Below are 22,760 nucleotides of genomic sequence, written 5' to 3'. Positions count from 1 at the left end.
ATCGGAAAGCATGCGTTCTATGGCTGCACGGTCCTCAGGGCCATAGACGTTGCGAGTGCGAACCCCAACTACAGCAGCGTTGGGGGCGTGCTGTTCGACAAAGGCCAGACCGTCATTTTACAATATCCCGGTGGACGGCTGGGCGCCTACAGGCTGCCCGACGGTGTCACCACCGTCGGAAATTTGGCGTTCACCGGCTGCACGAGCCTGACGCAGATCACCTTTCCCGAGAGCCTCACCACCCTCGGAGAGTCTGCGTTCTCCGGATGCACGGGCCTGACCCAAATCACCTTTCCCGAGAGCCTCACCACCATCGAAGGCGGTGCATTCGGTGGCTGCACGGGCTTGCCCCAGGTCATCTTGCCAAACAGCCTCACCGCCATCGGATACGGGGCATTCTACGGCTGCACGAACCTCACCGCCATAGACGTTGCCAGCGCGAACCCCCACTACAGCAGCGTTGGGGGCGTGTTGTTCGACAAAGGCCAGACCGCAATTCTACAGTATCCCTTTGGGCGGGCGGGCAACTACACCCTGCCCGATGGTGTCACTTCCATCGGAGCCGAGGCGTTTTCCCGCTGCGCAGGCCTGACCGAGGTCACCCTGCCCGACAGCCTCACCACCATCGGAAATTGGGCGTTCTTTGACTGCACGGGCCTGACCCAGGTCATCTTGCCAAACAGCCTCACCACCATCGGAGACGGGGCGTTCTACGGCTGCACGGGCCTGACCCAGATCACCCTGCCCGACAGCCTTACATCCATCGGAATTAATGCGTTCTCTGACTGCCCAAACCTTAGATTCGTGAGATTTCTGGGCAACGCACCGAGTGAGGAATACCCGTTCTTCGGCGACATAATCCCGTTCTTCGGCGACATCATCGTCCTCTACCTGCCCGACGCGACCGGGTGGAGCGATACATTTGCCGGTCTACCCACCACCCTGTGGCTGCCGGCCATCGGCCGGCCGACCACCGCCGGCGGGCTGTCCGACGGTTCCTTTGGATTCCCCGTCGATTGGGCGCCGCACCGCCAGGTCACCGTCGAGGCCTGCGCCGACCTCACGCACCCCGATTGGCAAACCGTGGGCACCCTGACTCTCGACGCCACCGGCGCGGCCCAGTTCAGCGATCCCGCCGCCGCCAGCCACCCCAACCGTCTCTACCGCCTGCGGACTCCTTGAGCCCGGGCGGGTTGTTTTTCCTGACCCGTGTGGGTCAGGCGGCGGGCCGCGAGCGCGAACCGTGTGTGCGTTCCGGCCCGCCGTTTCCATGCGTTTTGGGCGAGGACCACGATTCCCGAAAATTCCGCGAATCCTCTTCCCGGAAGTGCGGTGGCAAAGTGTGCATGAACTCTGGCATCTCGATTTCCTCCACCGGGTGGGCAAGCCGGATCGGCCGCCTGGCCCGCCTGCTACCCCTGCTGGCCATGGCCCTTTTCCTGGGATCCAACCTCGAACTGCGCGCACAGAATGGCTTCCCGTTCAACTACGTTACGAACCAGAATGGCATCACGATCACGGGATATAGGGGCGCAGGCGGGGCGGTGACCATCCCTGCCAAGCTCAATGGCCTCCCCGTCACGAGAATCGGAGACCGTGCGTTCGTTAACCGCGCAAGCCTGACCCAAATCACCTTTCCCGAGAGCCTCACCACCATCGAAGGCTCTGCATTCTTTGGCTGCACGGGCCTGACCCAGATCAGCCTGCCCGACAGCCTCACCACCATCGGAGAGTTTGCGTTCGCCCGCTGCACGGGTCTGACGCAGATCACCTTTGCCGAGAGCCTCACCACCATCGGAGGCAATGCGTTCTCCGGCTGCACGGGCCTGACCCAGATCACCCTGCCCGACAGCCTCACCACCATCGGAAATCGGGCGTTCTCCGACTGCACAGGGCTGACCCAGATCACCCTGCCAGACAGCCTCACCACCATCGGAAATTGGGCGTTCTCCGGATGCACGGGTCTGACCCAGATCACCCTGCCCAAGAGCCTCACCACCATCGGAAATCCGGCGTTCTCCGGATGCACGGGCCTGACGCAGATCACCTTTCCCGAGAGCCTCACCACCATCGAAGGCGGTGCATTCGATGGCTGCACGGGTCTGACCCAGATCACCCTTCCCAGCAGCCTCACTACCCTCGGAGGCGGTGCATTCGGTGGCTGCACGGGCTTGACCCAGATCAGCCTGCCCAACAGCCTCACCACCATCGGATACAAGGCGTTCTTCGGCTGCACGAGCCTGACGCAGATCGCCTTTCCCGAGAGCCTCACCACCATCGGATACGAGGCGTTCAACGGCTGCACGGGCCTGACCCAGATCAGCCTGCCCAACAGCCTCACCACCATCGGATACGAGGCGTTCAACGGCTGCACAGGGCTGACCCAGATCACCTTGCCCAACAGCCTCACCTCCATTGAGTACCGGGCTTTCTTCGGCTGCACGCGCCTGACCCAGGTCACCTTGCCCAACAGCCTCATCACCATCGGAAATGAGGTGTTCTCCGGCTGCACGGAACTCACTGCCATAGACGTTGCCAGTGCGAACCTCCACTACAGCAGCGTTGGGGGCGTGTTGTTCGACAAAGGCCAGACCGCAATTCTACAGTATTCCTTTGGGCGGGCGGGCAACTACACCCTTCCCGATGGTGTTACTTCCATCGGAGCCGAGGCGTTTTCCCGCTGCGCAGGCCTGACCGAGGTCACCCTGCCCGACAGCCTCACCACTATCGGAAATCAGGCGTTCTTTGACTGCACCAGCCTGAGGCAGATCACCTTTCCCGAGAGCCTCACCACCATCGGAGATGGGGCGTTCGACGGCTGCACCAGCCTGAGGCAGATCACCTTGCCCAACAGCCTCACCGCCATTGGAGATTGGGCGTTCTTCAACTGCAGGAGCCTGACCCAGATCACCTTTCCCGAGAGCCTCACCACCATCGAAGGCTATGCGTTCTACGGCTGCACGGGCCTGACGCAGATCACCTTTCCCGAGAGCCTCACCACCATCGAAGGCTATGCGTTCTACGGCTGCACGGGCCTGAGCGAAGTCAGCGTGCCCGACAGCCTCACCACCATCGGAAATCGGGCGTTCTCCGACTGCACGGGCCTGACCCAGATCACCCTGCCCGACAGCCTTGCATCCATCGGAATTAATGCGTTCTCTGACTGCTGGAACCTTAGATTCGTGAGATTTCTGGGCAACGCACCAAGTGAGGAATACCCGTTCTTCGGCGACACCGTCTTCCCCACCGTCCTTTACCTGCCCGGCACCTCAGGCTGGTCCGATACGTTCGGCGGTGCGCGCACCGCCCTGTGGCTCCCGGCCATCGGCCTGCCGACCACCGACGGCGGGCTGCCCGACGGTTCCTTTGGATTCCCTGTCGATTGGGCTCCCCAACGTCAGGTCAATGTCGAGGCCTGCGCTGACCTCACGCACCCCGACTGGCAGCCCGTAGGCACCCTGACCCTCGACGCCACCGGCACCGCCCAGTTCAGCGATCCCGCCGCCGCCAGCCACCCCAACCGTCTCTACCGCCTGCGGACGCCGTAAGCTGGGCGGGTTGTTTTTCCTGACCCGGGTGGGCCGGGCGGCGAGCCGCGAGCGCGAAACTGTGTGTGCGTTCCGGCCCGCCGTTTCCATGCGTTTTGGGCGTGGGGAAAGATTCCTGAACGATTGGCGAATCCTTTTCCCGGAAGTCCGGTGGCAAGGGGTGCATGAACTTGTTCCTACCACGTTCCGCCCCGCAGCCGCCGGGCTTCCTCCGCCGGGGACTCCACGTCGCGCTGGCCACGCTGGTCAGCGCGTTCCTGTTCAGTCTCCGATCCCACGGCCAGGCCGCATCCGACGGGATCTGGGATCCCTCCACGGAACCCGTCGAGGTGGACATCATCCTGCTCTATACCCCGAGGGCGCGGGCGGCGCAGGGCGATGAGGAAGCCCTACGCCGGTCCATCCGGGCGGTCATTGACAGCGCCAACTACTCCTTTGCCCGGAGCCTCATCGGCGTGCGGCTGAATCCGGTGTGGATCGGACTTCACAGCACCTGGGTGGAGAGCGGCGACATGTTGACCGAACACAACGCGATGTATTCCGACTCCCGGATCGCCACCCTGCGCAGCGACTACAAGGCCGACTTCGTTTACCTGGTCATCGAATCCGACGCCAACTTCTACGACGGCGTAGCCACCGGTTTAAATGATCTCCAAGGCCAGCCCAACCGCTGCATGAGCGTCATGAGGAGGACGATCTTTGCTGGCAGTCCCCGCTGGACGGAGCACGCAGGGTTGGGCCTGATCCACGAGACGGGCCATTTTCTGGGTGCCGGTCATGACGTCGAGCACGGCTATCCCACCCCGTTTCAGTCCATCAGGGCATTGTTCCCCTACAGCAATGGGCGGCGATTCGAGGTGGGTGGGGTGCTGTATCGCACCGCCATGGCCTATGATCCCGGCATCCAGCTCAACCTGTTCTCCAATCCCAACCTGAACTTCGCCGGTGTGCCCCTGGGAATTCCTGCCGGACAGCCAGGCGAGGCCGACAACGCGCAGACCCTGAACCGCGCGGCGCCCATCGTGGCGGCCTACCGCACCGCCCTCAGCCGGATTGGTTTCGCAAAGAGCTCCCTGTCGGTCGCCGAAGGAGAAGGCTCGGTGACCGTGCCCTTGTTACGTACTGGCGATCTGAACAGCAGCACCCGGGTCACCGTGACCTTCGACAACACCAGCCCCGCCAGGGTCGGACAGGATTTCACCCGGCCGGTGAGCACCTTCGTCACCTTCGGGACCAACCAGGCCACGGCGGAACTGGTGATTCCCATCCTGGAGGATGACCTGCTCGAAGGGGATGAGACGCTGCGAATTGGACTTTCGACCGTCCAGGGCAATCACGGTCTGAATGCCGACTCCGCCTGTACCATCACCATCCGCGACAACGAACCGGCCATTTCTCTGAGCCAACCTTCGGTGTCTCTTGCGGAAAACGGCGGCATCGCGGAGGTGACGGTCGAGTTCACCGGTCACTTGGCGGAAGGTGGGACGCATGAAGTCGATTTGGCCATCGGCAGGGAAGGGGACACCGCAACACCGGGCACTGACTTCGAAGTGACCCCGGCCCGCCTGACGTTCACTGCCGCCCAACGTCGCCAGACCCTTCAGATCCGTTCCCTACCCGACTCGTTTCCGGAGACCGACGAGTTTGCCCGGATCGGCCTTGGAAACGCGGAGCTGAGGGTGGAGATCCTGGATGATTCACGACCCGGAAGCCTTCTGCCGGTCGCCGCGCCGAACGGAACGGTCATCGCCCTGCGCGCCCTCCCTTCCGGCGGCGTCCTGTTGGCGGGCGACTTCACGCAGGTGGGAGGCGTCCGGCGCACCGGGCTGGCCCGCCTGCGAGCGGATGGCAGCCTCAGCGCGGAGTTCGTGCCGCCGGAACTCGTCTCGGCCCCGTTCGAACTACCGGAGATTCCCCCCACCAAGATTCTCTGTGTGACGCCGCTGGCGAGTGGCCACTGGATGGCAGGCGGATTCATCGGGCTCGCCGACGGGACACCCGCCCGCAATCTTGTCCGGATCAAACCCGATGGACGTCTGGACACGACGTTCCAACACCCCGGCTTCGACGGCGCCGTCTGGACCGTGGTGGAGCAACCGGACGGACGCCTGCTGGTGGGCGGCGCGTTTGAGCATGTCGGCGACCGCCCGGTTCAAGGTTTGGCCCGATTGAACGCCGACGGCTCGCTCGATCCGACGTTTCGCCTCGAACCCGGAGTGCAGGGCACCGCCGTGGCGGTGTCCGGCATCGGGCTTGTTGGGGACGGACGACTGCTTGTCGGCGGCAGCTTCATCACCCACTACAACAACTCGGCCGCGACAAACCTCTTCCGGCTGAATTCGGATGGCTCGCTGGACACGACCTTTCCCCTCCTCAAGACGGGGGCCAAGACCGCCGTCCTGTCCGTTTCTGCGCTGCCGGACGGAAGGGCCTATGCGGGCGGGTTCTTCGAGCGCGTCGGCGGCCGGTCCATTCGGCGTCTGGTGCGCCTGAGTCCGGATGGAAGCATCGATCCCACGTTCACGGCGCCGCAGCCCAACGGCGAGATCATCCACCTGCAGCCCTTGCCCAATGGACAACTTCTGGTGGCGGGCGGGTTCACCGTCATCGCGGGTGCGAACCGCCGTTTCGTGGCGTTGCTCAACGAGGACGGAACGGTTGATGAATCGTTCGACCTTGGACGGGGCGCCGGCGATCATGTCTGGGCCGTCGCCGCCGGCGGCGACGGTTCATTGTATCTCGGTGGGACGTTGCAGAGTTTCAATGGGCAGCCCGCCCCCTATCTCGCCCGCCTGCGCCTTCCCCAGATCGCCGGGGCCTTCACCGACGTCAACACGGACGCGACCGGCCGATTCCACGCCCATGTGCTCGGCCTTCCGGGTGCCCGGTATGAGATCGAATCCACGACCGACCTCAAGGCGTGGCGTCCGGCCGGCGACGTGTGGGTGGATGCGCCCGACCACTCGGCGGTCTTTTCGGCCCTTGCGGCCGGCGATACCCAGCTCTTTCGGATCAAGACGCCTTCGCCGTGAGCGGCGGTGACGACAGGGGGGGGGCGCAGGGGACAGGACACTATCGCCGAACTCGTGGATTTTCAGATCCGACAGATGTCCTGTCCCTAGCGCGCAGCCCCGCTTGCTGGCAGATGCCGGTCCTGTCAGGTTGCCGCCGGTATGATCGCGCCGCTTGCCGACAAGATTCCCGCCTTGGTGGCCGCGTGCCGTCGTTTCAAGGTCAGGCGGTTGTACCTGTTTGGCTCGGCCGCCCGCGGAGGCTTCCGGCCCGAGTCGAGCGACCTCGATTTCCTCGTATCACTGGCAGACGACTCGCCCGCGGAATACACCGAAAACTACTTCGGGCTGGCCCACGAACTGGAACGTGTGTTCGGGCGGCAGGTGGATTTGGTGACGGAACGTTCGGTCCGCAATCCATACTTCCGCCAGGTACTCGAAACGACGCGGCAACTCGTCTATGAGGCCTGAAGAAAAGAAGCTGTTGCTGGACGTGTCGGAGGCCGGGGCCAGCATCCGGCTGCGGTGCACGGGCAGCACCTTCGAGGCGTACGCCGCCGACCGCTGGTTCCGCCGCACGGTCGAGCGCGAGTTTGGATGCGGAGGGGACACCTATCGCTGAATTCGTTGATCTTCGGATTCGACAGGTGTCCCTGTGGCCCCTTCGCCCATTGCACGGGCCTGACCCAAATCACCATTCCCAACAGCCTCACCACCATTGAAAGCTATGCGTTCTACAGCTGCACGGGCCTGACCTACGCACGATTTGCCGGGAACGCACCGGCTACGGTCGGCGACGGCTTCTTCGGCCCCGTCTTGCCCACCGTCCTTTACCTGCCCGGCACCTCAGGCTGGTCCGATACGTTTGGCGGTGCTCCCACCGCCCTGTGGCTGCCGGCTCTCGGCCGGCCCTGGAGTTTGGACATTTTCGGCATGCACTCCTCCGACTGCTTTACCCCAACGGGGTATCGTCCCCCAGCCCAAGGTTGGCGCCCCACGCCTACCTTGGGTAAGGACGAAATTGATGCCCTCAACCCCAACGGGGTTGCGTCCTAGTCCCAGACATACCGCCTGGGAAATCGATCGGCCAAGTTGACCGAGCAGATGCACGTGGTCGTCAACTCCACCTACCAAGAGAGGCGGACATTCCAGGCGCTTGGCGATGGCCCCGAGTTGGGTGTGCAAGGACTGTCGGACGGTTTGGTCCCGTAGCCACGGGCGCCGCTCCTTGGTCGAAACGACAAGGTGCAGATAAACCGAGGAAAGTGATTGAGGCATACCACGAGCGTGGCCAACAGACGTATCACCGATCCATCCCGCGATTTAGAGGATTCTTGGGCGCAACCCCGTTGGGGTTGGCGATCCATCGCGAGTGGACCCAAGGTAGGCGCGGGGCGCCAACCTTGGGCTCTGGGACGTAACGCCGTTGGCGTTGGGTCGATTCCCCTCGCCCAGCCGAGGCCCAAATCAGACTGAAAAATGTCCAAACCCCAGTGCCGGCCATCGGCCGGCCGAACGCCGCCGGCGGGCTGCCCGACGGTTCCTTTGGATTCCACGTCGAAAGGACCCCATCTCCCGCAACCCCGGGGCGGGACCGCTCTGCGGCCCATTCCCGACCCGGTTTTGAAACCGGCAATTTCACCTGCCGTCCGCGCTGGGGGTGACACCGCTTCCCGCTCGGCCGATCGGCGGCCAATGTGAGTGTCCTTAATGATACTTTATTGAATGTTGTGGTGCGTTTACGATACATTCAAACCGTGTCCGAGATATCCTCCTTGCCCTTGCCCGTGACCCGTGCCCTGCGCCAGCTCGGGCACGACCTCGCCCTTGCCCGTCGGCGCCGGGGAATCTCCACGGCGGACATGGCCGAACGGCTCTTCATCAGCCGCCGCACGCTCTGGCGTCTGGAGAAGGGCGACCCGACGGTGGCGCTGGGTGCCTTCGCCAACGCCACCTTCGTGCTCCAGCTCCACGAGCGCCTCGCCCAACTCGCCGCCCCGGCCCAGGACACGCTCGCCTTCGAACTCGATGAGGAACGGCTGCCCAAACGGATCCGCCGAAGGAAGGCATGAGCATCGAGGTCCACATCGAATGGGAAGGTGAGACGAAGCGGGTGGGACTGCTGCGCCCGGCTGCCCGGGGCGCCACGGTCACCTTCGAGTACCATCCCACCTGGCTCAGCCAGCCGAAGGCCTTCGCCATCGATCCCACGAGCCTGCCTCTCCGGGCTGGCCCGCATCACAGCCCGAGCCTGTTCGGCGCCATCCAGGACTGCGGTCCGGATCGGTGGGGCCGGGTCCTGATCGAGCGGGCGGTCCGCCGACATGTCCTGGATGCCAAACCCTACCGGGATCTGGACTACGTCCTGGCCCTTGAGGACTCCACCCGCATCGGGGCCCTCCGCTTCCGGACTGGCTCGGAAGGGCCATTCCTCGCCACCCGTTCCGGCAGGGTGCCACCCGTGGTCCAACTGGCCGCTCTGCTCAACGCCACCGACGCCGTCCACGGGGAAACTGAAACCGCCCAGGACCTTCGCTTCCTGCTGGGTGCCGGCTCACCCTTGGGCGGGGCGCGCCCGAAGTCGGTGGTCGCGCTCCCGGACGGACAGCTCGCCATCGCCAAGTTCCCCAAGCCCGATGACACCCGGGACATCGCTGCCGGTGAGGTGCTGGCCCTCGGGCTGGCCCGGGAGGCGGGGATCCGCGTGCCGGAACATCAACTCGTCCGGGTGCGCGGCCGTGGTGTCTCCGTCATCACCCGCTTCGACCGGATCGGCCCGCGACGCATCCCGTTCCTTTCCGCTCACAGTCTCCTCGGACTCACTCCGGGCGAGGCCGGCTCCTACACCCTGCTCGCCGATGGCATCCGTCAGTGCGGTGCAGCCGTGCGGGAGGATCTGCGCGAACTCTGGCGTCGCCTCATCTTCTCGCTCCTCGCCAGCAACTACGACGACCACCTCCGGAACCATGGCTTCCTGATGCACGCGGCGGGCCACTGGTCGCTGTCGCCCGCCTACGACCTCAACCCGGTTCCGGAGATGGATCGCAGTCAGACCCCGAAGACTCCCATCACCGAACATCAGGAGGAACCGAGCGTCGCAGTCGCCCTGGACGCAGCCCCCCGCTTCGGTCTCCGGGCTGCGGAAGCGAGGGAGATTCTTCGGGACGTCCTGACCGTCATTCAGCAATGGCGCCAGACCGCCCGACGCCTCCGTCTTTCCGCTGGAACGATCTCCGCGTACGCCAGCGCCTTCGAGAATCCGTCGATCAACGAAGCCGCCTCCCTGATCAAGGCGTGATCGGCACACACCGTGCCGATCGGGCGCACGCAACCCTTCTGCCCCGCCCTGCCTCCCAGCGCCATTCCGTAATGGGGTGGTTCCCGCCGAACCAAAATGCTGATGAAATCGAGCTGAGTTGGGTCTGTTCTTCATCCCTCGACGCCAGTCGTTCTTGATTCTTCCGTCCAGCCCGCCAATTACGCCGAATCCGGTCCACACCCATCGCAACGGCCCCCAACCCCATCTCCCACGACCCTAGGCGGGACCGCTCTGCGGCTCATTCCCGACCCGGCCGTTCCCGTTCGGCATGGGCGCGGGAGACGATCCCTTAAAAATCCGCGAATCCCTTTCCCGAAAGTGCGGTGGCAAGGGGTGCATGAACTTACTCCCATCACGTTCCACCCCACGGCCCCCGGGCTTCTTCCGCAGGGGACTCAATGCAACATTGGCCGTCATCGCCTGGGCCTCAACCGGGGTGTTCGCAACGCACGCCGAGTCCGATTCCGAACCCCTCCCGGCGCTCCTTCTGCCGGTCCAGTCGGAGTCATCGCCAGCGACAGCCAGCGGATGGAGGCGAACCCCGTCACGATCGCGAATCGCACGCCTGAACCCGGAGCTGCCGACCCGCGCGGCCGACTGGCTTCAGCCCGGCCGCGAGGTGCGGCTCGATCTGCTGGACCACCAGGACATCACCGTTGCCGTTGAGTCGGTGGAACCCACGGCAACCGGCGGAAGGGTGATCCACGGGCGGGCGACCTCGGATGAGGCCAGCAGCGTTACGCTCGTGCTGGAGGATCACAGTCTCACCGGCTTTGTGCGCCTCACTGGCTTGGGCGCGTTCCGGGTCGCTCCGCTGGGCGCTGGCGAGGTGCTGGAGATCTCCCAGGTGGACGCCCGGAGCCATGCCTTCTGCGCCACCGTGCCGAAACCGGTGCCCGCCGGGGACGCGGTCTCCGGCATCGCCCGCGCGGGTGTGGGTCCCCATGCCGGAGAGCTTCCCCCAGCCGACACGCTCCCCGAGCCAACGGTGGTGGAGGTGATGTTCCTCTACACGCCTCAGGCGGTGGTCGGTGAGGGCAACGAGGAAGGCATCCGCCAGCGCATCTTGGAATCGGTGGACGAGATGAACTACCGCCTGACCAACAGCCTCATCAACGTCCGCATCCACCCCGTCTTCATCGGGCTCTACAACACGTCTGAGACCGGCGATCTGCCGCGGGACCTTTCGCGGCTCGCCAACGGCACGGCCGGGATGGAGCGGGTGTCGCAGTTGCGCAACGACCACAAGGCGGACCTCGTCGTCTTGATCACCGAATTGGAAAACCAGGGCTTTGCTGGCCAGGCGTGGGATCTGACCCCGCCCCATGGGAACCAGGCCACGGGCTTTTCCGTGATCCGTCGGATAGCCATGGGAAAGGGTTCCCCGTTTCTGGCGCACGAGCTTGGGCACCTGCTGGGCTGCGACCATGACCGGGAACATGCAACACTACCACTCGACGCCCCCTTCTACGCTGCCAGGAAGCCCTACATTTTCGGCCACCGCTTGGAGGTGGAGGGAGTGACCTACATTGACGTCATGTCCTACGAACCCGGCATCTTTGTCCCCTATTACGGCAATCCCCGGCTCCAACTGGATGGCGTGCCGCTGGGCGTCCCAGCCGGGGCCGAACGCCCGTCGGACGGCGCCCGCACCATCAACGAAACCGCGCCCTACGTCGCTCTTTACCGCACGGCGCGCAGCCGCATTGGGTTCGCCGCACCGCGCTTCGTTGCCGCCGAGCAGGACGGCTCAGTCACCGTGCGGCTGGTGCGCACCGGCGACTTGGATACCAGCACGCTGGTCACGGTGACCTTCGACGCCACCAGTCCGGCCAAGGCTGGCCAGGACTACACCCGGCCGGCCTCCGTGCTGGTCAGCTTCGCCACGAACCAGGCCACGGCCGAACTGGTGATTCCGTTGATTCAGGATGACGTGGCCGAGGGAGAGGAAACACTCCGATTGGGCCTCACTTCGGTGCAGGGCGACCACGGCATTGCCGGGCAGGGAACCACGGAGGTCGTCATCCTGGACGCCAGCACGCCACCCGCCTACTCGCAGATTGAATTCCCCGACGGCCCGCTCGCCGTCACCGAATCGGTCGCCGAAGCCCGGGTTCGGGTGAACTTCGCCGGGCCCCTCGGCGACGGCGAATTGGTCCTTCCCTATCGCACCGTGGACGGCACCGCGACCGCCGGAACGGACTATCAGCCGGTGAGTGGCACGCTCACCCACCCCGCCGGGGAAACCTCGTGGGAAATCGCCGTCCCGATCCTGCCGCAACCCGCGGCCGGCCCCGACCGGAGTTTTTTCGTCGTGGTCGGCACGCGCACGAACACCGTGCGGATCCTGGACGGCCAACGGGTGGGGGCGTTGCTCGGCAATCCCGGTCTCCAACTCGATCCCGATGGCGATCTCAACGCCCGGATCCGCGGCGACGGAAAACTGCTCGTCTGGGGCAGCTTCTCCCGCTTGGGCGGCCATGAACGCACCGGCATCGCTCAACTCAACGCCGACGGCACGGTGGACGAGTCGTTTCAACCGCCGGAGATTCTGCTGGGGCACCGCCGTCTGGCCGGTCTCGGAGCGGCGCTCGTGAGTTTCAACGCCAACGCCAAAATCGCCTCGGTCGGCGTCCAGCCTGACGGAAAACTGCTGTTGGTCGGCTCATTTTCACGGGTCAACGGCCAGCCCCGCACCACACTGGTCCGGTTGCAACCGGATGGGCGGGTGGATGAATCGTTCGGTCCAGGCCTCCGCTTCGACGGAGCGGTCATCAGCCTCGTCATCCAACCGGACGGACGGATCGTGGTCGGAGGCACGTTCGAGCGCATCAACGGTGAGCGGCGTCCCTTCATCGCCCGGTTGCTGCCCGACGGGAGCGTGGACCCCAGCTTCCAGCCCAACGGCGGGCCGACGAGCGACTGGACCGTGATCATCCAGACCTTTGCGCTCCAGGCGGACGGAAAGATCCTGCTGGGCGGCTTCTTCAAGCAGGTGGACGGCAAACCGATGCTCAACCTGGCGCGGTTGAACCCGGACGGCACCTTCGACCCGACCTTCAAGCTGAGGACCGGCGCCGCCGGTCCGGTGTGGCGCATCCGGCAGCAGCCCGATGGCAAGATCGTGGTGGGCGGGGTCTTTGACACGCTGGGCGGCCGTGCTTCGAAGAAGCTGGCCCGGCTCAACGCCGACGGTTCGAACGACCTGACCTTCCGCCCGCCCAACCCGAACGCCGATGTGAACGACTTCGTCTGCCTGCCGGATGGACGGCTGCTGGTCAGCGGTAGCTTTACCACCATCGCCAGTCAGGACCGGCGCTTCTTGACCCTGCTGAACGCGGACGGGACCCTGGACTCCAGCTTCGATCTCGGGACCGGGCCGGATCGCTTTCTCGGAAGGGAAGTCGGACTGGACTCTGAAGCGACCGCATTGCTCGCGGACGGAACGCTCTATCTCTCGGGTCCGTTCCAGCGCGTGAATGGCCTGCACGCTCCGAGCCTCGTCCGGCTGAACCTCGGCCCGCTGACGCCGGCCCTACGGGATTTGAAACTGGCCGCGACCCAACTGGCCGCCACCGTGCACGGCCTGGCGGGAGGTGTGTATCCAGTCGAAGCCAGTGCCGATCTCGAGCATTGGGAACAGGCCGGCGAAGTCCGACTGGAAGGCTACGACACCCGGACTCAATTCACGGCTCCGACCGGGGAAGGTTCACGCTTCTTCCGCCTGACGCCTCACGGTCAGCAGCCCGGCGGTGTTCCCGTCATTCTCCCGGCCCGTGTGAATCGGGCGGCGGGCCGCGAGCGCGAACCGTGAGTGCGCTCCGGCCCGCCGTTTCCCTTTGGGTTGGGCGCGGGAAACGAATTCTCAATTATCCGCGAATCCCTTTCCCGGAAGTGCGGTGTGCAACGGGGGCATGAACCTATTCCCATCACGTTCCACCCCACAGCCCCCGGGCTTCTTCCGCAGGGGACTCAACGCAACATTGGCCGTTCTCGCCTGGGCCTCAACCGGGGCGCTCCCAGCACACGCCGAGTCCGATTCCGAACCCCGCCCGGCGCTCCTTCTGCCGGTCCAGTCGGAGTCATCGCCAGCGACAGCCAGCGGATGGAGGCGAACCCCGTCACGATCCCGGACCGCACGCCTGAACCCGCAGCTGCCGACCCGGGCGGCCGAATGGTTTCAGCCCGGACGCCAGGTGCGACTCGACCTGCTGGATAACCAGGACATCACCCTCGCCGTCGAGTCGGTGGAACCCACTGTGACCGGCGGCTGGGTGGTCCGCGGGCGCGCGACGTCCGATGAGGCCAGCAGTGTCACCCTGACGCTGGAGGGACGGAGTCTCACCGGCTTCCTGCGCCTCACCGGCCTGGGCGCGTTCCGGGTCGCTCCGCTGGGCGATGGCGAGGTGCTGGAGATCTCCCAGGTCGACTCCCGAGCCCATGCCTTCTGCGGCACCGTGCCGCAACCGGTGCCCGCCGGGGACGCGGTCTCCGGCCTCGCCCGCGCGGGTGTGGGTCCCCAGGCCGTGGACCTGCCGCCGGCCGACACGTTGTCCGAACCCACTGTGGTGGACGTGATGTTCCTCTACACGCCTCAGGCCATGATCGGCGAGGGCAACGAGGAAGGCATCCGCCAGCGCATCTTGGAATCGGTGGACGAGATGAACTACCGCCTGACCAACAGCCTCATCAACGTCCGCATCAATCCCGTCTTCATGGGGCTTTACGACACGTTTGAGACCGGCGACCTGCCGCGGGACAACTACCGCCTGGCCAATGGTGTGGACGGCATGGACCGGGTGCAGCAGTTGCGCAACGACTACAAGGCCGACCTCGTCTGCCTGCTCACCGAGCTGGAAAACCAGGGAATCTACGGCCAGGCGTGGGATCTCACCCCGCCCCAGGGAAACCCGGCCACGGGCTTCATGGTGATCCGACGTCAGGGCATGGGAAAGGGGTCGATGTTCCTGGCTCACGAGCTCGGACATTTGCTGGGTTGTGCGCACGATCGGGAACACGCCGGTCTGGATGATCCCCGGAATGCCCCCTACTACGCGGGCCGGAAGCCCTACATCTTCGGGCACCGCTTCGAGGTGGAGGGAGTGACCTACATGGACGTCATGTCCTACGAGCCCGGAATCTATGTCCCCTATTTCGGCAATCCCCGGCTCCAACTGGATGGCGTGCCGATGGGGGTTCCCGCCGAGGCCGAACGTCCGTCGGATGGCTCCCGCACCATCAACGAAATCGCCCCCTACGTCGCCCTCTACCGCACGGCGGGCAGCCGCATCGGGTTTGCCCAGCCGCGCTTCATTGCGGCCGAACAGGACGGTTCGGTCACGGTGCGGCTCGTGCGCACCGGGAATCTGGACACCAGCACCCGGGTCACGGTGACGTTCGACCCCACGAGTCCGGCCAAGGTGGGCCTGGACTACACCCGGCCGATCTCCACCCTGGTCAACTTCGCCACGAATCAGGCCACGGCCGAACTGGTGATTCCCTTGATCCAGGATGATGTGGCCGAGGGTGAGGAAACACTTCGTCTGGGCCTTGCAGGAGTCCAAGGCGGGCACGGCATCGCCTGGCAGGGCACCACCGAGGTCGTCATCCTCGACGCCAGCACGCCGCCCGCCCACTCGCAGATTGAATTCCCCGACGGCCCGCTCGCCGTGAGCGAACTGGCCGGCGAGGCCTGGATCCGGGTCAACTTCACCGGCCCCCTTGGTGAGGGCGAAGCGGTCCTTCCCTATCGCACCGTGGACGGCACCGCGAGGGCCGGAACGGACTATCAACCGATGAGCGGCTCGTTCACCCCTGCGGCCGGAGCCATCCCGTGGGAGATCGCCGTCCCGATCCTGCCAAGACCCGCGGCCGGCCCCGACCGGAGCTTTTTCGTCGTGGTCGGCACGCGCACGAACACCGTGCGGATTCTGGACGGCCAACGGGCGGGGGCGGTGCTCGGCAATCCCGGCCGCACACTGGATCCCGATGGCAATCTCAACGCCCGGATCCGCAGTGATGGAAAGTTGATGGTCTGGGGCAACTTCTCCCGCTTGGGCGGCCATGAACGCACCGGCATCGCCCGCCTCAACGCCGACGGCACGGTGGACGAGTCGTTTCAACCGCCGGAGATCCTGCTCGGACATCGCCGTCTCGCCGGTCTGGGATCCGCCCTCCTCGGCTTCGGCTCCAATGCCGTTGTCTCGTCCGTTGAGATCCAGTCCGATGGCAAGCTGCTGCTGGCGGGGGCCTTCTCACGGGTCAACGGCCAGCCCCGCACCACGATGCTCCGGTTGCATCCGGACGGACGGTTGGATGAGTCGTTCGGCTCCAACCTCCGCTTCGACGGAGCGGTCCTCAGCCATGTCATCCAACCGGACGGACGGATCGTGGTTGGAGGCACGTTCGAGCACATCAACGGTGGGCGGCGTCCCTTCATCGCCCGGTTGCTGACCGACGGCAGCGTGGACCCCAGCTTCCAGCCCAACGGCGGGCCGACGAGCGACTGGACTGTGATCATCCAGACCGTGGCGCTCCAGGCAGACGGAAGGATCCTGTTGGGCGGCTACTTCAAGCAGGTGGATGGCAAACCGATGCTCAACCTGGCCCGGTTGAACCCGGACGGCACGTTCGACCCGACGTTCAAGCTGAGGACCGGCGCCGCCGGTCCGGTGTGGCGCATCCGCCAGCAGCCCGACGGCAAGATCGTGGTGGGCGGGGTCTTTGATACGCTGGGCGGCCGTGCTTCGAAGAAGCTGGCCCGGCTCAACGCCGACGGCTCCAACGACCTGACGTTTCGTTCGCCCACTCCCAACGCCGATGTGAACGACTTCGTCTGCCTGCCGGATGGACGCCTGCTGGTGAGCGGCAATTTCACCACCATCGCCGGTCAGAATCGGCGCTTCGTCACCCTGCTGAACGCGGATGGAACCCTGGACTCCGGCTTCGATCTCGGGACCGGACCCGATCGATTTCTTGGAAAAGACTTCGGACCGGGCCCCGAGGCGACCCCAATGCTCGCCGACGGGACGTTGTTCCTTTCCGGCCCGTTCCAGCGCGTGAATGGCCTGCACGCTCCTAGCCTCGTCCGGCTGAACCTCGGCCCGCTGACGCCGGCCCTACGGGATTTGAAACTGGCCGTTAACCATTTCGCAGCCACCGTCCACGGTTTTCCCGGAGGTGTGTATCCAGTCGAAGCCAGTGCCGATCTCGAACATTGGGAACCGGCGGGTGAAGTCCGGTTGGAAGGCTACGACACCCGGACACCGTTCACGGCTCCCACCAGCGAAGGTTCACGGTTCTTCCGTGTTCAGCCGCCCGTTCAGTAGCCCGGCAGCCCGGCATCGTTTCCAGCCACCTTCCCGGCATGCATGGGCCGGACGGGGGGCCGCGAGCTCAAATCGTCTTTGCGCTCCGGCCCTCGTCAAGGCCCCGGTCGGCAAGGTTCATGACCATCAGGACCAATCCGCTTGCCTGTGAATCTCGAAGCATCAAATGTCATTCTTGAAGTATGCGAATCACGATCGAGTTTGATGCGAATGAGCTGAAGCAACTGCAGAAGATCACCGGCCAGAAGAAGAAATCACCGGCAAGCGCGCAGGCGTTGACGGAGTACCTCCGGCAGCGGCAGAAACAGCAGTTCCTGTCCCGGGTTCTGTCGGGCGGAGCGGACTACGCAATGACCACCGACCCGTTGGAGGCGCAGGACGTGTATGCGACTCGTTGACGCGTCGGCGTGGGTCGAGATACCCGTCAATTGTCGCGACGCCCATTTCGAGGCAATCCGCCAGATCCTCGGGAACCGGCTCCAGGTCGAACCCGTCTGAGCAGCACGCGGTCGGGTCGGGCGGAAGGGTGAGCAACGGGAATTGACTTTCGGCGCGGTGCTGGCGCCAGTTCACTCCTCTCCATGAAGCCCGGTCCATCGTTGACCCTGAGCTCCGAAACCGCCCACGGGGGGGCTTTTGCGACCACCCACTGGAGCCTGGTGCTGCACGCCGGCCAGGGCGACGACATCGCCGCCCGCGAGGCGCTGGAGACCTTGTGCCGCGCCTACTGGCCGGCCATCTACGCCTACATCCGCCGCACGGGTCAGTTCCACGAGGCAGCCCAGGATCTCACCCAGGAATTCTTCGCCCGGCTGCTTGCCAAGGGTGTGATGGGCGTCGCAGATCCGAAAAAGGGCCGGTTCCGGACCTTTCTGCTGACCGTGCTCCAGCGATTCCTGGCCGACGATCACGACCGTGTGACGGCGAAGAAGCGGGGCGGCGGCGAGGTGCTGCTCTCGCTCGACGAACTGGCCGCAGAGCAGCAACGTCCGTTTGAACCCAGCGCCGGTCTGAGCCCGGAGCAGGAGTTTGACCGGCGCTGGGCGCTGGCCACCCTGGAGAACACCCTGCGTCACCTGCGGGCGGAGGCGGAGCGTGCCGGCCAAGGCGAGCTGTTCACCGCGTTGCAGGGGTTCCTCGGCGGCGGCGAACCGGCGGGGACCCTGGCGGAAACCGGTGCCCGGCTGGGGCTCGGCGAAAGCGCTGTGAAGATGCGGCTCAGCCGATGGCGGATGCGGTATCGGGAGCTGCTGAGGCAGGAGGTGGCCCAGACGGTTCCCAGGGTGGCCGATCTCGACGAAGAGATGCGACATCTGCTCGCCGTCCTGAGTTCGTGAACGGTTTTGGGTGACCCCGCCCGGGAATTCCCGAAGCACCCTGGGATGAACTTCCGTCATCAAGCGTCCGCCTCTCCCGGCAGTCTGACATGAATGTCCTCTGTGCCCGGTGCCAGCGGCCCCTGCCCGCGGGGCAGTTGGGTGGCAACTGTCCCGTCTGTCTTTTTGGTTCGGCCCTGCATGACGATCCGTTGGAGGGGTCCGAGGAAGCCATGGCTCAGGAAATTCCCCCGGAGTTGGGCGAATTCGAGATCCTCGGCGAGATCGGCCGGGGCGGCACCAGCGTCGTGTACCGGGCGCGGCAACGACGGCTCAACCGCATCGTGGCGCTCAAGACCCTGCATGGCTCGGCATTGACCAGCCGTGACGCCTATGAACGGCTCCAGACCGAGGCCCAGGCCGTCGCCCGGCTGGATCATCCGAACATCGTTCCCCTCTACGAGGTGGGCCGTCACGCGGGCACCCATTTTCTGACGCTTCGGTACTTCGAGCACGGCAGCCTCGCGCACGCCCTGAAGCGGCAACGGTTCACACCGTTGGAGGCGGCCCGTTTCGTGGCCACGGCAGCGCGGGCGGTACACCACGCCCATTCCCGCGGCGTGCTGCATCGCGATCTCAAACCGTCCAACTTCCTCCTGGATGAAGTGGGCGCGCCCCACATCGCCGACTTCGGCCTCGCCAAGCTGTCGGACGGCGACAGCAGTCTGACCTTGAGCACGTCGGTGCTGGGCACGCCGGCCTACATGGCGCCGGAGCAGGCGGCGGGCCACGCCAAGGAAGCCGGCACCCCGGCCGACATCTACGCACTGGGGGCGGTCCTGTTCGAACTGCTCACCGGCCGCCCGCCGTTCCTGGGCCGGAGCGCCCTGGAAGTGCTGAGGTTGGTGGCCGACACCGAGCCGCCCCGGCCTTCCATGCTGGTCCCGGGACTCGATCGCGACCTGGAAGCCGTGTGCCTGCGATGCCTGGAAAAGGACCCCGCCCGCCGTTACGACAGCGCCGCCGCCCTGGCCGAGGAGTTGGAACGTTGGTTGCGGCACGAGCCCCTGAGCATCCGTCCGCTGTCAACGCGTGAACGGGCCATGAAATGGGTGCGGCGACGGCCGGCAATCGCCGCCCTGACGATCGGGTGTGTGCTGGCCGTCGTGCTCGGCCTCCTCGGAGTCCTATGGCAGTGGCGCCGGGCCGAAGCCTCGGCCACGGCGGCCCGACGCAGTGCGTACCTGGCGGAAATGAATGCCGCCAACCGTGCGCTCGCAGCCGGCGATTGGCCGGGCATTCGCGCCAGCCTGGATCGCACGCGCCCGCCTCCCGGCGGGGAGGATCTCCGGGGATGGGAATGGCGCTATCTCTGGGGCGTGAGCCGGTCAGACTCCATCCGGAAGTTCGGCCAGAGCGGACGTGAGATCGGTTCGCTGGCCCTGTTGCCGGACGGCGACACGGTTGCGGTGGGTGAGCGGGAGGGAGGCTTTTCCCTCTGGAACTCCCATACGGGCGAACGGATTTTTGAGTTGGTCGAGCCGATCAACCGGATCAAGGCAGCGAAGTTTCCGCTCAACCGCGTGGTCACGTTGCTGGCCACAGTGCCGGGAACCCCCTGGCTGGCCTACACGGATTGTCGGAGTGAAACCGAGTCCTACGTCCGGCTCTGGAATGTTACCAACCGAACCGTACAGCGCTCCCTCGCCCTACCGGGTGTTCCCCGCAATTTGGCCGTCAGCCCCGATGGCCGGCTCCTCGCGTGCAGTACCCTTCAGGACGACCGGCGCGTGTATGTGTTCGAGACGGCGACAGGAACCTTGCTCCAGAGCATCGCGGCCGATTTCGCGGACTTTGCCGAGGGCAGTCCGCTCGCGTTTTCAGCGGACTCCAGGCTGCTGGCCTTCGAAGGCGAAAGCGGTGCCCACGTCGCCACCGGCCTCACCCGCGTGGTGAAGGCCCGTTCTGGCGACGAAGTCTTCCGATTCCCGCAGGGCCAGGTTCAGGTGGTGTCCCTGGCGTTCTCACCGGATGGCCGCTGGCTGGCCTCCGGTGGTGGCAATGACCAGCCCCTGGTTCGAATCTGGGATCTCCAATCGGGAACACTGGCGCACACCCTGACGGTCAACGGTCAACAGGCGCTGGCGTTCGATCCGCAGGGGCAACGGTTGTTCACCGGCTTCGACATCTGGGAGGTTCCGACTTTTGCCAAAGTGCGCACGCTGACGGGTGACGGGAGCGGGGTCTCCACCCTCTGTCTGTCTGGCGACGGCCAGACCCTTCTGACCGCCGGTTCTGGCTTCGTTACCGAATGGGATCTCAATGCCCGGCCCCGGCAACGGCAGGGCAAGGTATTGGAGCTTCCGTCCGTCCACGGAACTTTTCTGCCCGACGGCCGCGGCCTGCTGTTCATCTCGACCAACCACCGTGCCTACGAAGCCTTGGCGCCGCACTACGACTGCCGCCTGCTTGGCGAATTGGGAACAAATTGTCGGTCAGCCGCAGTGCTGGGCGGATTGAATCTGCTGGCGGTCGGCCGCATGGATGGACAGGTCACCCTGCACGCCACTTCCAACGACCAACCCCTCGACTCGCTGCCCATTGCCGGACGCCCGGTGACGGGCTTTTGGTGGCTCCGGAAGCACGGACTGCTGGCGGTTTACAGACAGAAGGAGGGCTGGGGCAAAGGCGATGCGATTGAGGTGTGGGATCCCAAGGCGAAGCGCCTGACGTGGACCACCGAAACGGAACCCGGGGCCTGGCGCTGGGCCTATTCGGATCAGGACGGCATCAGCTACGACATCTTTGCCGACGGTCGCCTGATCGGCCTCGACCTGATCCGACACCGCCGGGTGGAACGAAAACTGGGTCAGGAGACCTACACCGGCGCCTCCTTCTCTGCGGATGGCCGCCATCTGCTCGTCACTTATTGGGGCGGCCAGCAACTGTTGGAGGCCCAATCCCTCCGCCCGATCCAGACGTTCGGCACACTGATGGGCACCAGCCACGGTTCCGCCATCTGGCCTGATGGATCGCGCCTCCTCCTCTCCAATTGCCGGATCGTGGACCCCGTTTCCGGACGTCTGCTGCTGGATCTGGAGTCCCCGTTCGGCCTCGGTCACCTCCCGGCGGTCTCGCCCGATGGCAGCCAGGTGCTGTTGGTCTCCGATTTCGCCCATGCGCCGCGGATCAGCGTCTGGCGCGCACCATCCTGGGAGGAAATCCGTCGGGAAGAAGCCGAGACCGGAAAATGAGCGGAGTTGGCGGGTTCTTGGAAAAATTCTCTGTGACCCCGGGCCAGCGATTCCGAAGCAGCGGGTAGAATGAAACAACTCGCTCCACCGTCCACCCGCACTGTCCGCCGCCGTCCGGGTGGGATTGTTCCAGTGGTTTTCGCGCTCGGCGCCGCTCCGAGCGCCTTGGGTCTCCGCGCCGTCGGCCGCGGCTTCCTTCGTGATTTGGCTCGTCTGTTCCCGCTGCTGGCCATGGCCCTGATGCTGGCGTCCAACCCCAAACTGCGCGCGCAGGGTGTCGTTTCGTTCACCTACGTTACCAACCAGAATGGCATCACCATCACCGGATACTCCGGTGCCGGCGAAGCCGTGACCATCCCGGCCGACATTCATGGCCTGCCCGTCACGGCCATCGGAGACGGGGCATTCTCTGGCCGCATCGGCCCGACCCAGATCATCATTCCCGACGGTGTCACTTCCATCGGATACGGAGCCTTCTGGGGCTGCACGGGCCTGACCCAAATCACCCTTCCCGGTAGCCTCGCCAACATTGGAAACGGGGCGTTCGCAGATTGTCCCAATCTGGCGTCATCGGATGCACGGTTGCAGCTGCTCTCACCGGACAGCTCGCCAATCGACGACTTTGAGGCCTGGGACACGACGGAGGTCGCCATCATTGCTGACCAGAGTCAGGCCGCAGGCCATGGCGGTGGCCGCAATCTGGCAATCGGCCAGGGCGATGCCGTGACCCTTGGCTTCCATGGCCGCACGCAGGCCTCCGGCGCGCTCAGCGGCCTCGGCGTCAAAGGGCAGGATGGTGATGCCGTTTAGGAAGGCATCGACTGCGGCAGTGAGCTTCGCCGATTGCCGACGGGAGGCGCCGTACCGGAGTTCCATGGCGGTGACGGCGCTGATCGCCAAGCCAGTCGGCTTGGCCTTCTGGATGCGCCGCACCACCGGATCCAAGCCGCGCAAGTAGTCGCTGACGGCGCAGGTATCCAGAAG

Annotated in this window: 14 protein-coding genes; all 14 read left to right on the top strand. The window is 65.2% G+C overall.

Features of this window, described 5'->3' with window-relative positions; translation table 11 throughout:
* The first annotated feature begins 345 nt into the window (after window positions 1-345).
* The 14 genes from KF791_19265 to KF791_19200 all read left to right on the top strand — a co-directional run bounded on the left by KF791_19265 (window position 346) and on the right by KF791_19200 (window position 22,586).
* A complete protein-coding gene (locus tag KF791_19265) occupies window positions 346-1,182 on the top strand; it encodes a leucine-rich repeat domain-containing protein (protein MBX3734721.1) in 837 nt (278 codons plus the stop codon).
* A 164-nt stretch (window positions 1,183-1,346) separates the two neighbouring features.
* The gene (locus KF791_19260) at window positions 1,347-3,548 is read left to right on the top strand and encodes a leucine-rich repeat domain-containing protein (GenBank protein ID MBX3734720.1); all 2,202 of its coding nucleotides are present in this window, start codon (window positions 1,347-1,349) and stop codon (window positions 3,546-3,548) included.
* A 164-nt stretch (window positions 3,549-3,712) separates the two neighbouring features.
* Window positions 3,713-6,580, top strand: coding sequence for a hypothetical protein (locus KF791_19255; protein MBX3734719.1), 2,868 nt, complete (start codon window positions 3,713-3,715; stop codon window positions 6,578-6,580).
* Between the two features lie 141 nt (window positions 6,581-6,721).
* Window positions 6,722-7,030 carry a nucleotidyltransferase domain-containing protein gene (locus tag KF791_19250; protein MBX3734718.1) on the top strand — a complete coding sequence of 103 codons (309 nt, stop codon included), beginning with the start codon at window positions 6,722-6,724 and terminating at the stop codon, window positions 7,028-7,030.
* Window positions 7,020-7,181 carry a hypothetical protein gene (locus tag KF791_19245; GenBank protein MBX3734717.1) on the top strand — a complete coding sequence of 54 codons (162 nt, stop codon included), beginning with the start codon at window positions 7,020-7,022 and terminating at the stop codon, window positions 7,179-7,181. Before KF791_19250 ends, KF791_19245 begins: the two co-directional genes overlap by 11 nt.
* Window positions 7,157-7,615: a leucine-rich repeat protein gene (locus KF791_19240; GenBank protein MBX3734716.1), complete on the top strand. Its 459-nt coding sequence runs from the start codon at window positions 7,157-7,159 to the stop codon at window positions 7,613-7,615. Before KF791_19245 ends, KF791_19240 begins: the two co-directional genes overlap by 25 nt.
* A gap of 701 nt (window positions 7,616-8,316) precedes the next feature.
* Window positions 8,317-8,631 (top strand): helix-turn-helix domain-containing protein, encoded by a 315-nt coding sequence (locus KF791_19235; GenBank protein MBX3734715.1) that lies wholly within the window; start codon window positions 8,317-8,319, stop codon window positions 8,629-8,631.
* Complete coding sequence (locus tag KF791_19230; protein MBX3734714.1) at window positions 8,628-9,857, top strand: type II toxin-antitoxin system HipA family toxin; 1,230 nt, start codon at window positions 8,628-8,630, stop codon at window positions 9,855-9,857. Before KF791_19235 ends, KF791_19230 begins: the two co-directional genes overlap by 4 nt.
* A 358-nt stretch (window positions 9,858-10,215) precedes the next feature.
* The gene (locus KF791_19225; protein ID MBX3734713.1) at window positions 10,216-13,692 is read left to right on the top strand and encodes a hypothetical protein; all 3,477 of its coding nucleotides are present in this window, start codon (window positions 10,216-10,218) and stop codon (window positions 13,690-13,692) included.
* Between the two features lie 382 nt (window positions 13,693-14,074).
* Entirely contained in the window at window positions 14,075-17,206 is a 3,132-nt protein-coding gene (locus KF791_19220; GenBank protein ID MBX3734712.1) for a hypothetical protein, read from the top strand.
* A 182-nt stretch (window positions 17,207-17,388) separates the two neighbouring features.
* Window positions 17,389-17,604 carry a hypothetical protein gene (locus KF791_19215; protein MBX3734711.1) on the top strand — a complete coding sequence of 72 codons (216 nt, stop codon included), beginning with the start codon at window positions 17,389-17,391 and terminating at the stop codon, window positions 17,602-17,604.
* A 183-nt stretch (window positions 17,605-17,787) separates the two neighbouring features.
* Complete coding sequence (locus KF791_19210) at window positions 17,788-18,543, top strand: sigma-70 family RNA polymerase sigma factor (GenBank protein ID MBX3734710.1); 756 nt, start codon at window positions 17,788-17,790, stop codon at window positions 18,541-18,543.
* 89 nt (window positions 18,544-18,632) lie between these two features.
* A complete protein-coding gene (locus KF791_19205) occupies window positions 18,633-21,776 on the top strand; it encodes a protein kinase (GenBank protein ID MBX3734709.1) in 3,144 nt (1,047 codons plus the stop codon).
* A 132-nt stretch (window positions 21,777-21,908) separates the two neighbouring features.
* Window positions 21,909-22,586 (top strand): leucine-rich repeat domain-containing protein, encoded by a 678-nt coding sequence (locus KF791_19200; GenBank protein ID MBX3734708.1) that lies wholly within the window; start codon window positions 21,909-21,911, stop codon window positions 22,584-22,586.
* Window positions 22,587-22,760: the final 174 nt, after the last annotated feature.

This window comes from Verrucomicrobiia bacterium, assembly GCA_019634635.1.
Classification (GTDB): Bacteria; Verrucomicrobiota; Verrucomicrobiia; order Limisphaerales; family UBA9464; genus UBA9464.
The sequence above is the reverse complement of the archived record's forward strand: the minus strand, read 5'-3'. Positions and strand labels throughout refer to the sequence as shown.